Annotated in this window: 13 protein-coding genes; 8 read left to right on the forward strand and 5 right to left on the reverse strand. The window is 66.1% G+C overall.

Annotation, left to right across the window (positions count from 1 at the left end; all coding sequences use genetic code 11):
- Window positions 1-386 precede the first annotated feature (386 nt).
- Window positions 387-1,202, reverse strand: coding sequence for an alpha/beta fold hydrolase (locus OJB03_RS02280; RefSeq protein ID WP_263784851.1), 816 nt, complete (start codon window positions 1,200-1,202; stop codon window positions 387-389).
- Window positions 1,203-1,682: 480 nt separating this feature from the next.
- Between OJB03_RS02280 and OJB03_RS02285 the strand changes: the two genes are divergently transcribed.
- From OJB03_RS02285 to udk, 3 genes are all read left to right on the forward strand, one after another.
- The gene (locus OJB03_RS02285) at window positions 1,683-2,012 is read left to right on the forward strand and encodes a YtxH domain-containing protein (protein WP_263784853.1); all 330 of its coding nucleotides are present in this window, start codon (window positions 1,683-1,685) and stop codon (window positions 2,010-2,012) included.
- 81 nt (window positions 2,013-2,093) lie between these two features.
- Window positions 2,094-2,918 carry a YaaA family protein gene (locus OJB03_RS02290; protein ID WP_263784854.1) on the forward strand — a complete coding sequence of 275 codons (825 nt, stop codon included), beginning with the start codon at window positions 2,094-2,096 and terminating at the stop codon, window positions 2,916-2,918.
- 82 nt (window positions 2,919-3,000) lie between these two features.
- On the forward strand, window positions 3,001-3,645 hold the full coding sequence (udk, locus tag OJB03_RS02295; RefSeq protein WP_263784856.1) for a uridine kinase: 645 nt from the start codon (window positions 3,001-3,003) through the stop codon (window positions 3,643-3,645).
- Window positions 3,646-3,678: 33 nt separating this feature from the next.
- On the opposite strand, the gene OJB03_RS02300 is transcribed toward udk, so the two are convergent.
- The 3 genes from OJB03_RS02300 to OJB03_RS02310 all read right to left on the reverse strand — a co-directional run bounded on the left by OJB03_RS02300 (window position 3,679) and on the right by OJB03_RS02310 (window position 6,183).
- Window positions 3,679-4,449, reverse strand: a complete 771-nt coding sequence (locus OJB03_RS02300; protein ID WP_263784858.1) for a type III pantothenate kinase — start codon at window positions 4,447-4,449, stop codon at window positions 3,679-3,681.
- Window positions 4,450-4,475: 26 nt separating this feature from the next.
- Window positions 4,476-5,273 carry a biotin--[acetyl-CoA-carboxylase] ligase gene (locus OJB03_RS02305; RefSeq protein WP_263784859.1) on the reverse strand — a complete coding sequence of 266 codons (798 nt, stop codon included), beginning with the start codon at window positions 5,271-5,273 and terminating at the stop codon, window positions 4,476-4,478.
- Window positions 5,274-5,337: 64 nt separating this feature from the next.
- Window positions 5,338-6,183, reverse strand: coding sequence for a hypothetical protein (locus tag OJB03_RS02310; protein WP_263784861.1), 846 nt, complete (start codon window positions 6,181-6,183; stop codon window positions 5,338-5,340).
- Between the two features lie 139 nt (window positions 6,184-6,322).
- Between OJB03_RS02310 and OJB03_RS02315 the strand changes: the two genes are divergently transcribed.
- The 5 genes from OJB03_RS02315 (at window position 6,323) to OJB03_RS02335 (ending at window position 10,598) form a co-directional block, all read left to right on the forward strand.
- Window positions 6,323-7,156: an inositol monophosphatase family protein gene (locus OJB03_RS02315; protein ID WP_263784863.1), complete on the forward strand. Its 834-nt coding sequence runs from the start codon at window positions 6,323-6,325 to the stop codon at window positions 7,154-7,156.
- A 56-nt stretch (window positions 7,157-7,212) separates the two neighbouring features.
- Window positions 7,213-8,049: an enoyl-ACP reductase FabI gene (locus OJB03_RS02320; RefSeq protein WP_263784865.1), complete on the forward strand. Its 837-nt coding sequence runs from the start codon at window positions 7,213-7,215 to the stop codon at window positions 8,047-8,049.
- Between the two features lie 47 nt (window positions 8,050-8,096).
- Window positions 8,097-8,849, forward strand: a complete 753-nt coding sequence (locus OJB03_RS02325; protein WP_263784867.1) for an HAD family hydrolase — start codon at window positions 8,097-8,099, stop codon at window positions 8,847-8,849.
- A gap of 59 nt (window positions 8,850-8,908) precedes the next feature.
- Window positions 8,909-9,739, forward strand: a complete 831-nt coding sequence (locus OJB03_RS02330) for a L,D-transpeptidase family protein (protein WP_263784869.1) — start codon at window positions 8,909-8,911, stop codon at window positions 9,737-9,739.
- Between the two features lie 112 nt (window positions 9,740-9,851).
- On the forward strand, window positions 9,852-10,598 hold the full coding sequence (locus tag OJB03_RS02335) for an energy transducer TonB (RefSeq protein ID WP_263784871.1): 747 nt from the start codon (window positions 9,852-9,854) through the stop codon (window positions 10,596-10,598).
- A 122-nt stretch (window positions 10,599-10,720) separates the two neighbouring features.
- On the opposite strand, the gene OJB03_RS02340 is transcribed toward OJB03_RS02335, so the two are convergent.
- A complete protein-coding gene (locus OJB03_RS02340) occupies window positions 10,721-12,031 on the reverse strand; it encodes a NupC/NupG family nucleoside CNT transporter (RefSeq protein ID WP_263784872.1) in 1,311 nt (436 codons plus the stop codon).
- Window positions 12,032-12,046 lie beyond the last annotated feature (15 nt).

Raw genomic sequence — 12,046 nt, forward strand, 5'->3', positions numbered from 1 at the left:
TGGTCCGCAGCATAACCCCTGAGGCAAACGCGCAGAACAGCCCGGAGTGGGGCCAAGATTCGAAGAGAACGGGCGTAAAAGGAAGGGAGCAAGGCCCGCTGTCTTCAGGCATTCTGGCCCCCCACGGCGAATCCTCAGAACAAAAAAACCGGGCAGATGCGCTCACCCAAAGACGCATCTGCCCGGCAAGGATGGAGGCCTCCTGGGGACTGTGACGTCCCGCACAACGTGACCGCGCACGCGACCGACGCTGTATGACAGATGACGTGCAATGTGTGTGCCAGGCAGGCGTTAGCCGGCGCATCCGCAAACGAGCGCCGCCTGCGGGAGGGGGCGGCGTGCGCTTCGTCACACAGTTGTCCGGCCGATTGGACAGCGCAGGGCGTCTACCGCCCAGACGGGGACGTGAGGGGGGCCTCTTCGGCGAGCTCCTCCAAGAACTCGAGCGTGAGCGCGTTGAACGTATCCGGATGCTCGATCATCGGGGCGTGCCCGCACTTGTCGATAAACTCGAGACGAGCGTCCGGCATCCGATCCCGAAATTCCTCCCCCACCTCGGGCGGCGTGACGATGTCGTCGCGGCCCCACACCAGCAGCGACGGCATGTCAAGCTGCGAAAGCTGTTCCGTGACGGTCTCCTCATCGGCCGAGCGGGCAATTTTGAGCAGCCGAAAGGCCCGCGGCCGATCGTTCACGATTTCAAGCATGTCGTCGACCAGCTCCTCGGTGGCGTGGACCGGGTCGTAAAATGTCATCTCGGTGCGTTCCCGGATGAATTCGCGGTCTTGGCGCCGAAAGAACGACGAGCCCATCGTGGTCTCGTAGATGCCGGACGACCCGGAGAGCACCATGGCGTGGACCTTCTCCACGTGGTTCAGGGCGTACAGGAGAGCGACATGCCCCCCGAGGGAGTTGCCCACGAGGACAATCCTGTCGAGGTCGAGCGTGTCCACGAAGTCCCGGACGTGTGTCGTGAGGCGCGGCACGCCCGTCTCCGACAGCGGGAAGTCGTACACCGGAAGAACTGGGGCGAGCACCCGGTAGCCGTTGTCCGAGAGGGCCTCCACGGTATCGACCCAGTTGCTCAGGTCCCCCAGCATGCCGTGCAGGAGAACGACCGGAGGCAGGGAAGAGTCGGCGGGGCCCTCCGCATTGTACCGAAAGGAGCCCGTTTCGTGGATGGGAAAGGGGGTTTCGTGCATACGTCGTAGACTCGTCGTCAATGAGGGCGGGGCAGTTCGAGGCCGCGCCGAGCATCGCTCCCGGCGGCGAAGCGCCCGGAACGACCCTCAGGCCCCAACGAAGGGCGACGCGTACGACCTGCGGGGTACCGTCACAGAGACGGGTGGGGAAGCCCCAACCCGGTCGGTGGGGAACAGCAAGATCAGCCGACGCGCGTAGGCAAAGGCCGTGTAGATTCCCAGTTGCGTGTTGCAAGAAACGCACGAGGTCGGTAATATTCAAAGCCCTGAATGTAAAAGGGTTCGTTCTTCTCCCCGCCCCGCCCGGGCGTAACGACGAACGAAGCGAAGATTTAGGGAAGAGCCGTGATTCGGCCGGGGGACGGATGAGAACCGTGCAGCCATGCAGGATCTTCGGTTGAGAGAAACTGGACCGCTGCTGTACGGTAGAAAAAAGCTCAATTCCCTCACACGTTTTCTCGCCCAGTACGCCGATTGTTCATGAAGGAGACGTCACGGAAACGCATGACTCGAATTGGGGTGTGCAGTGCGCTGGCGGGAGGGGCCGTCGGATTTGCCCTAGGCATGCTCTTCGCCCCGCAGCGGGGCCCCGACGCACGCCGTCGCATCGCGTACCAGCTCGAACAATTGTCGGCGCAGACGAGAATGCTGTTCCGTCGGCTCCTTCGGTCTGGGGGGGAGAGCGAAGGGCGCCGCAACAGCGCCGCCGTCGTGGAAGACGCAGAAACCCGAGCCGACCACATCCGCGATGACATTGACGCGCTGATGGACGAGCTCCGCCAGGCGTCGCAGGCCGACGACACAGACTGACTCGCATCTCGTGTCGGGGCACACCTTCTCTTCGCCCCCGCTCTCCTTTCTGTCGCCATCGATTGACCGACCGACCCCTACATGCCAGACCTGACCGTCCTGCTTTCCCCCGCCGACCAGAAGCAGCCCGGCGGAAATCCGTTTGCCCCGGACATGTTCGACTACCGCACATCGGGGACGTTCAATTACTTCGACGATCTGAATCCCGACCGGCGCGAATTAATCGACACCCTGCAGGAGGTGGTCGACGCGGAGGACGAGGAGGCGCTCGGCGAGGTGTTTGGGGTAGAGGGCTACGAACTGGAAGAGGCCATCCGCGTCAACGGTGAAATCTACGATGCCCCGCTCATGTCGGCGCTTGACCGGTTCAGCCCAGGCGTGATGTACGCCGCCATGGACTTCGCGAACCTTCCAACGGGGGCGCAGCGTCGTCTCCTCGAAAACGGGGTGATCCTGTCGGGGCTGTTCGGGCTCCTGCGTCCCGACGACCTGATCCCGAACTACCAGCTCGGCATGGGGGCGTCCCTGCCGGACGTGGGACCGGTGGCCGACTACTGGGGACCCATCATCAGCCCCATGCTCAACGACAGCCTCGAAGACCGGTGGGTGTGGGACCTGCTCCCTGAGGTGCACCGGAACGCCTGGACCGACGAGCACACCTACACGGCCCGCGTCGAGGTGCAGTTCGAACGTGTCGAGGACGGGGAGCGAGTCCCCATCACCGGGGAAGACCTGGAGGTGCAGCGCGGCCAGTTCGTGAACTTCATCGTGCAGGAGACGGCCGAGGAGATGGAAGACCTCCGGGAGTGGTCGGAAGAGGAGTCCGACGAACTCACGTTCGACGAGGACGCCTCCACCTACGACGAGGACACGAAAACCTGGAGGATCGTCATGGTACAAGAGTAACCCGAAGCGTCCGCGAGCCCCTCAGGTCTTGTTCTGACTCGCACACCGCCCGCGCATGTCCCTCCCCCGTGTTCCGATGTCTATGAATCCTCCGGTCGTTATTGGCATCGCCGGTGGATCCGGGTCGGGAAAGACGACGGTCCTAAACCACATCATTGAGGAGTTCGGGTCGGACCCAATCGCAATCCTCGACCACGACGCATACTACCGGGACCTCGCCCACCTTTCTCCGGAGGAGCGGGCACGCTTCAACTTTGACCACCCCGACGCGCTGGAGACGTCGCTCATGCGCGAGCACCTTGATCGCCTGATCGATGGGAAGGCGATCGAGAAGCCGGTGTACGACTTCACCACACACACCCGCCAGGAGGAGACCGAGACCGTAGAGCCCCGCCCCGTCATCATCATCGAGGGCATCCTCGTGCTGGCCGAGTCGGCCCTTGAGGAGCGGATGGACATCAAGATCTACGTCGACGCGGCCGATGACATTCGGCTCATGCGCCGCATTCGTCGAGACATGCAGGAGCGGGACCGGTCCATCGAAGGCGTCTTGCGCCAGTATGAGCGGACCGTCCGCCCGATGCACCTCGAGTTTGTAGAGCCCTCGAAGCGGGAGGCCGACATCATTATCCCACGGGGCGGACACAACGAGGTCGCCATCCAGATGGTCATGTCGCGGATTCAGGAACTGCTCCGACTGGTGGAGCAGGGAACGCTGCAGGCATAGCGCCGGCGCCCTGAAAACCCGCCAGGCGGGGAGCTACGTCCGATTTCTCTCCGCAAGCAGCCGCACGCCCCGCAGCACGAGATGAGGAGCGTGCGTGGCCTCGATGCTGAGGCGCTCGATGAGGAGGCCGCCCCAGCCGCCCGTAAGGACAACCTGGGGCGTGTCGGGAAGCCGGTCCGCGAGGCGAGTGGTCATCCCCTGAACGCTGTCGATGAGGCCCCACAGGATGCCGTTCTGTAGGGCCGTCTGGGTAGAGGCGCCGACCGGTGTCTCCGGAAGGGACAAGGGGGCGTCCGGCAGCTGTGCGGTGCCGCCCTGAAGGGCATTCCGCATCAGGACTGGCCCCGGGCCGATCGCCCCGCCCTGGTAGGTGCCGTTCTGGTGCACCACCTCGTAGTTGACCGCCGTCCCGGCGTCCACCACGACGACGCTGCGGGAGGCATCGCGCCCGTGCCGGGCCCACCCGGCGGCGGCCGCGGCCAGCCGATCGGTGCCCAGCGTGTCGGGGGTGTCGTAGTCGAGGGCGAAGGGGAGTGCCAGTCCGGGTTCAACGATCGTCAAGGGGGCGTCCACGAAGCCCCGAAGTCCACGCGTCACAGCGTCGGTGCGGGCGGGGACGACGGACACGAGCCCCACGTGGCTGACGGTCACGTCGGCGAGAGCCGAGGCGAGTCCGGCCCGCCAGTGAGCGGGGGCCGGGGCGTCGTCGTCCGGAGGGGCAACGGTGAACGCGCGGACGAGCTCGTCGCCCGAGAAAAGGCCCGCCTTCACAGCACTGTTGCCGACGTCGAGGGCGAGAAGCATGCCTGGGAAGAAGAGGGATTTGGGGCTCAGCGCTGGGTCGTGACCTCGCCTGCGTGCACGATTTTCTCCGCACCGTCCGCCGTGTGCAGCCGCAGGGCTCCAGTCTCCGTGATGCCTTGCACGGTGCCGGAGAGGACCTCGTCGGTGCCGGGAAGGCGTAGAGACAGGGACGACCCGAGGGAGGCGAGGCGCTCCCGGAACGCGCTGCGGACCGATTCGGCCCCGTTGCGCTGCACGGCGTCGTACCGATGTTCGAGGGACTCGAGCAGCCGGGCCAGGAGTGGCGGGCGCGGCACGGGGCGGCCGGTGGCGAGGCGGAGCGACGTGGCCGTGTCGGCGAGGGCGTCGGGGAAGTTGGTCTGGTTTACGTTGAGGCCGACCCCCAGCACGACCACGGCGTCGGTGTTGGGCGGGGCAAGGGACGACTCCAGCAGGATGCCACAGGCCTTGCGGCCCTCCAGGAGAACGTCGTTGGGCCACTTGAGGGCGGCCGAATGGGGGGAGACGAAGCTCTCAACGGCCTCGGCGACGGCCACGCCCGCGGCCACGGTGAAGAGACCGAACCGGTCCGGCGGCAGTGTGGGACGTAGCACCACGGAGAAGAGAAGATTGCGGCCCTTGTCGGCCGTCCAGTCGCGCCCGTGCCGTCCCCGCCCGGTCGTCTGGTATTCGGTAAGCACCGTGGCGCCCTCCGGTGCGCCCTCCGCTGCCCACTGCGCCGCCCGTTCGTTCGTCGAACCGACCTCCTCAAATCCGCGCATCGACCGGCCGAGGCGGTCGGTGGAGAGCCGCCCCTGCGTGTCCTCGACGAGAGAGAGGGGCATGAGACGAAAGCGTCGATGTGGAAAAATAGAGACAAGGTGCGGACGTTATTTCGGGGACGCCCTGCTAACGGGGGGCGTACCCGTGGTACGCCGACACCGTGCGGAACTGGCGCGGGGCGCGAAGGGGCACGTCCACGACGGCCCGGACGCGGGTCAGGTGCGGCACCCAGGCCTCGTCGGGTGCCCGGCGGAGGCGGAGCGTGATCTGGCTCCGTTCGCGGAACAGCAGAATCTGGCTGGCCCGGGTCGTGGTGAGGCCCACCAGTGCGTGCGACGCGCGATCGATCGTAAGGCGGGCGTACCGGATGCTCCGGTCGGCGCCCCGTTCGTCCGAGCGCACCTTCGCCTCCACCACGTGGGTCGGCGTGCCGTCCAGGAGCGAGTCGCGGCGGAGGGCGTACCGGTAGGACTCCTGTGTGCGGGGGGCGAGGTACGCCGGCTTATCCGAGGTATCGGAAAGGACTTGTCCCGCCAGGTTGCTGGGGCGGGCGCGGCGGGACTGCGAAGGGGCAAGGCCCGCCAGCAGCCCCCCAGACTGGAACTGGCCGGTCGAGTCGGCCCGCTGGATCATCCCAGGGTCCGTGCCGGGCGGATACCGGAGCGTTCGCGTCCGATAGGCGGTGGTCGCCCCGGTCGTATCCAACTGCTCGGTCCGTACGTCCCGGGTGACGGCGTACGCGTCGAGACGGGCAAAGGCCGAATCGAATGCCGTCCGGTTGAGCTGGGCAAGGACGGTGAGGACCGAGTCGCGGGATGCGTCTACGGCCTCAATCGTGTCGAGGGCGCCGAACGCAGCGTACTCTCCCTCGTACGCGACAGGTTGAGTACAGCCCAGGCCCCCAACCACCAGGAGCCACCCGCCTACAATGACATGTAAAAAACGGGCGCGTTTGGAGGGGGCGGGCTGCATCACTCATCGTCGATTTATATGTTGGGGCGGATTCCGGTACCGCTAGCCCGAAACCGGCCAAAAGTTTCGGCCCGCGCAACGGGCTTCGTAAAGTCTTCGGGGCGTTCGGCCTCCGATGCTCGCAATCGACCGTGCACAGATGGATTCCCCTACGCACGACTCGCCGTACGATCTGCTCCTCGACACGGCCGTACAGGCGGCCCGCCGGGCCGCCGCCGTGATTCGGGAGCAGGCCGGCGGGCCCGGCGACGTGCGCGACAAGGGGCGCAACGACTTCGTGACCGATGCCGACGAGCGAGCCCAGGCGGTCATCGTTGAGTATCTCCGCGAGACCTTCCCCCGAGACGCCATCCTCGCCGAAGAGGGAGCGGCAGGCGGCGAGAACGCGCCGGTCGTGTCGGGGCGGCGCTGGATTGTGGACCCGATCGACGGCACGACGAACTTCATGCATCAGGTGCCGCCCTACGCCGTCAGCATCGCGCTGCAGGAGGAGGGCGAGATCGTGGTCGGCGTGGTGCTCGACGTGCCGCACGATGAGCTTTTCACGGCCGTGGCGGAGCACGGGCTTCAGGTGGACGGGACGGAGGCAGGGGTGAGCGCGACGGACGCGTTCGGGGACGCGTTTCTGGCGACGGGGCTTCCCTATCGCCGCTTCGACCACACGGACCAGTACCTGGACGTACTGGCTGAGGTTCTCCGTGACGCTCAGGGGGTGCGCCGGCACGGCTCCGCGGCCATTGACCTGGCGTGGACGGCCTGTGGCCGGTTTGACGGCTTCTTCGAGACTGGACTCAGTCCCTGGGACATTGCGGCGGGCGTTCTGCTCGTGCGCGAGGGCGGCGGGCGGGTCACAAACTACCACGATGACGCCGGGATCACGCCCGTATTCGACCAACAGATGTGCGCCACCAATGGGCCGGTGCACGCCGACCTGCTGGGCCACTTGGCCCCGATGGACGACGTGCGACTGTAGGCGGCCCGCGGAGCCTTCTTTTGCTCACTCTCTTCCAACTTACGACTTCGACTGACATGGACGGTTACGACCTGCTCGACGGAAAGACGGGCGTCATCTTTGGGGCCCTCAACGAGGACAGCATCGCCTGGTCGATCGCCCAGGCCTGTCACCGCGAAGGGGCGGACTTTGTCCTCTCCAACGCCCCGGTGGCCCGCCGCCTCGGCTCGCTCGACGAGCTGGCGGACGAGACGGACAGCTCCATCATCTGGGCCGACGCCACCGACGACGAGGAGCTCGCCGAGCTCTTCGAGGAGGTAAAAGACGAGCACGGCTCCATCGACTTCATCGTCCACTCCATTGGGATGGGCGTGAACGTGCGCAAGGACGTGCCCTACGAGGACCTTAACTACAACTGGTACGAGCAGACGCTCGACGTGTCGGCCGTAAGCCTGCACCGCATCGTCAACCACGCCCTCAATACCGAAGCGATCGACGACGGCGGGTCAATCCTGGCGATGAGCTACATCGGGGCCGAGCGCATCTTCTCGAAGTACTCGGAGATGGGCGACGCGAAGGCACTGCTGGAAAGCATCGTCCGCTCCTTCGGCTCTCGGCTGGGCGAACGCGACATCCGCATCAACGCCATCTCCCAGAGCCCTACGAAGACGACCGCCGGCTCCGGGATCGACGGCTTCGACGCAATGTACGAGTTTGCCGAGCGCGTCGCCCCCCTCGGCAACGCCGACGCCGACAGCTGCGCGGACTACGCCGTGACGCTTCTCAGCGACCTCACGCGCATGGTTACTATGCAGACGCTCTACCACGACGGCGGCTTCGCCAGCATGGGCATCTCCGACAAGATTGTGGAGGCGATGGAGGACTCGCTCTCGGGGGAGGACACGGAGACGTAACGGTGCCGACGGGCCCGATCCCCGTCAGGTGCCCCAACTTCCGATGCATGCTCCACCCAGCCCACATGATCAAACTGTTCATCACCGACATCGACGGGTGCCTGGCCGCGCCCTACGAGGCGTACGACCTGACGGGGCTCGATACGCTCCGGCGGCTCCCGGACGAGGCGGACACGGCCCCGGCCCTCACCATCTGCTCGGGCCGGTCCTACCCGTACGTCGAGGCCATGACGCAGGCGCTCGACCTTAGCACCCCGGTGCTATTCGAGGCCGGTGGGGGGCAGTTCGATCCGGTGGCGGCCCAGACCGCCTGGAGCCCGCACCTCACCGACGAGGTGGAGGCCAAGCTCCACGCCGTGGAGCGCTGGTTCGCGACGGAGTGCGTCCCGGGCACCCAAATCTCGATCGACTACGCCAAGCGCACGCAGACCGGCGTCGTCTCGCCGGAGGTGGAAGAGATTCAGGCTCTGCAGCCCCGGACCGAGCAGTTCGTGGCCGAGGAGACGCCCGGCCTCCATGTCTTTGCGACCGACATTTCGGTGGACGTCGTCCCGCCCGGCATTACGAAGCGGGATGGGGTCGAGTGGCTGGCCGACCGCCTCGACCTATCGCTGACCGAGATGGCGTACATCGGCGACGCCGAGACCGACCTGGAGGCCCTCGACGCGGTGGGAACGTCGTTCGCCCCGGCCAACGCCGACGCGACGGTGCGGGCCCAGGTGGACCATGTCACGGAGGGGACGGTTCTTGACGGCACCCTGGAGGCCTACCGATACTGTCGGGCCCAGAACGACTCATAATTCGGATCCCGCCGGGCATCGCTCCGGGTGTCCGTGCCCCCCTTGCTAGCCGACGTGTCATGCGCACGACAGGATGGGTGCTTCTTCTTGCCGCGGGACTGGCGAGCGGCCTGTGTTCGGTCGCCGCCCAACCGAGTGCCCCGTCCGACACGACGCGGACGTCCGCCTCGCCAAGATCGCCGACCCCGAGCCCGGACGTTCTCGAAGGGCGGAGGGGCGTATTCCGGTCGACGCCGCTGTTTTACGTGGCCGGGGAGACGGCGACCCTTCACAACCGCTCGGGCCTGAACACCCCGGTGACCCGGTTGTCGATGCGCACGCCCGTCCGACGCCTGTCGTGCGAGGCAGATTGGTGCCGGGTGCGGACCGACGGGGGCACGACCGGGTACGTTGCCGCCGAGGCCCTGTCCAACATGTGGATCCGCGTCTCGAAGAGGGAGCGGCGCATTTACGTGTACCGCGGGGCCGAGCTCGTCCACGCCTTCCAGGCGGACATGGCCTACAACTCCTTCGCCGACAAGAAGCGAAACGGTGGCGAGAACCGTCCCGACCACTGGCGCACGCCCGAAGGGACCTTCTACGTGGTCCACAAAAACCCGCAGAGCGAGTTCTACAAGGCCCTCGTGCTCAACTACCCGAAGGTAGAGGACGCACGCCGGGGGCTGGACGCGGGGCTCATCTCCCGCTCCCAGTACGAGGCGATCAGGCAGGCCCAGCAAGAGCACCGGATGCCGCCCATGGGCACGGACCTGGGCGGGTGGATTGAGATTCACGGCGACGGGACGGGGGACGCAACCGCCTGGACACAGGGATGCGTGGCCATCCGCAACGCGGCCATGGACGTGATCTGGGAGCAGGTGCGCGTCGGGACGCCGGTGCTCGTCGAGTGACCGCAACCGCCTGAGACCGCCCGAGTACGGCCACGGACCGGGAACGCCTCCGGACCGGGCTCCTAACACCGTAGCACAATTTCACCCATCTCACCGATTACAAGATCGTATCATGTTTTCGACCCGCAACATTGCCACAGCGCTCGTCGGCGTTCTTTTCTTTTTTGTCGTCGGGTGTGGTGGAGGCAGCAGCCCCACGGCGCCGCCGGACGGCTGGCAGAACTCGGACATGCACTGGTGGGCGGAGGGGGTAGACACCTCGGCGGTGTTCATTAACCTCGACAGCCTGTCCGGCATGGGCGTTGAAAACGCAAAGGTGCAACTGTCAGCGAGTGGTGACGTCAACCAGGAGCAGTTCCAGTCAGCAATTAAGCGCAGCCTCCTGCCGCTCTACCGCAACAACCCCATGGTCGTGGACTCCCTCTTCGGGAAGTACGCCACTCCGCAACTGGAGGAGGTGGACCTGAGCGGAAACGTTCTGCAGAGCAACGGAGAGTTGCAGTCGGACCTGCTGAACAAGAACCAGAAGGTGGCCTACGAGGCGATCACTGAGTACTTCCGTGAGCCCCAGCGGGATCAGTCGCCCGACAACATTACCTGGCCCGACAGCCTGCGGTCGGAGGAGTACTCCGGCGTTGTGCAGCTGCAGGTACACCTTGGCGTTGAGGGAGAGGGGGAAAATGCGACCTCCCGGGCCGACGCCGTGGAGGTGCTCTCGGGGCCGCACCCGACGCTCAACCGAATCGCCCTCAAAGCCGCTACGCAGGCCACGTGGAAGCCCGCCTACGTTCTGGAAGATGGCAGCTGGACCCCGACTGAGAGCTGGGTCCAGTTCGACATTCCGTTCCAGATGCGGTAGGATCGGTTTCCGACCCGCGGCCCGCCCGGCACCGACCTCTATGCTCGGCCACTCTGCTTCGCGTGGAGGGGCCGAGTGTGTTTAGGGACGCACGGCCGGAAGACAGGCCCTCTCCCAGCCTACTAGGCCACGAGGACACCGGCGACCGTGGCGGTGAGCCACGAGGCGAGCGCGCCCCCGAGCACGGCCCGCAGGCCGAGTGCCGCGATCTCGCTCTTGCGCGAGGGCGCGATGCTCCCAATGCCGCCGATCTGAATTGCGATGGACGAGAAGTTGGCAAATCCGCACAGGGCGTACGTGCCGATAATCGTGGACCGCTCGCTGATGGCCCCCTGGAGGTCGCGCAGCGAGGCGTAGGCCACGAACTCGTTCACGGCCACCTTCTCGCCGAGCAGGGTGCCGAACTGCAGGATGTCGGCCGTCCCCACGCCCATCGCCCACGCCAGCGGGGCGAAGAGGAACCCGAACACCGCCTCCAACGAGAGCGCGTCGAAGCGGCCGCCGGACGCCTGCGCCACGAGCTCATTCACGTTGTAGAGCTCAACGCCGTACACCACCGGCGCCCCCGCCCACTCGAACCCGGCGTTGATGGTGCCGATGAGGGCCAGAAAGGCGAGCAGCATGGCGCCCACGTTGAGGGCGAGGCGCAGGCCGTCGGATGCGCCGTTGGCGGCGGCCTCGATGACGTTGTCCGCCTCCTCCGTGTCCTGCACTTCGGCCCCGCCGCTGGTCTCAGGGGTTTCGGTCTCCGGCACCAAAATTTTCGCCATCACGATCGCCGCGGGCGCGCTCATCACCGACGCCGACAGGAGATGCTTCGCGAAAAGCTGCCGCGACTCGGGCGAGTCCCCGCCCAGGAACCCGATGTAGGCGGCCAGCACCCCACCCGCAATGGTGGCCATGCCGCCCGTCATGAGCGTCATGATCTCACTGCGCGTCATGTCCTCCACGTAGGGCTTCACGGCCAGGGGCGCCTCGGTCTGCCCGATGAAGACGTTTGCCGCCGCGCCCAGCGACTCGGCCCCGGAGATGCGCAGGGTTTTTTGCATGATCCATCCCATGCCGTTCACGAGCGGCTGCACGATGCGCAGGTGGTAGAGCACCCCCATCAGCGAGGCGAAAAAGATGATCGTCGGCAGCACCTGGAAGGCAAAGTTGTTGCCCTCGTCCGGGTTGCCCAGGTCGCCAAAAATAAACTCCGATCCCTCGTACGTGAACGACAGCAGCGTGTCGAAGAAGGTGGCGAGGGTGTCGAACAGGGCCTCCCCCGGACCGGTCTTCAGCACGAGGAGGGCGAAGACGAGCTGCAGCCCGATGCCCATGCCCACGAGCCGCCAGTTGATGGCCTTGCGGTTGGTGGAGAACAGCACGGCGATGCCGATGAAGACGGTCAGGCCGATGAGGCCGCGAAGCAGGGCGACGGGAAACGACATGGAGGCGCGTATGAC

The sequence above is a fragment of the Salinibacter grassmerensis genome, from assembly GCF_947077765.1.
Taxonomy (GTDB): domain Bacteria; phylum Bacteroidota; class Rhodothermia; order Rhodothermales; family Salinibacteraceae; genus Salinibacter; species Salinibacter grassmerensis.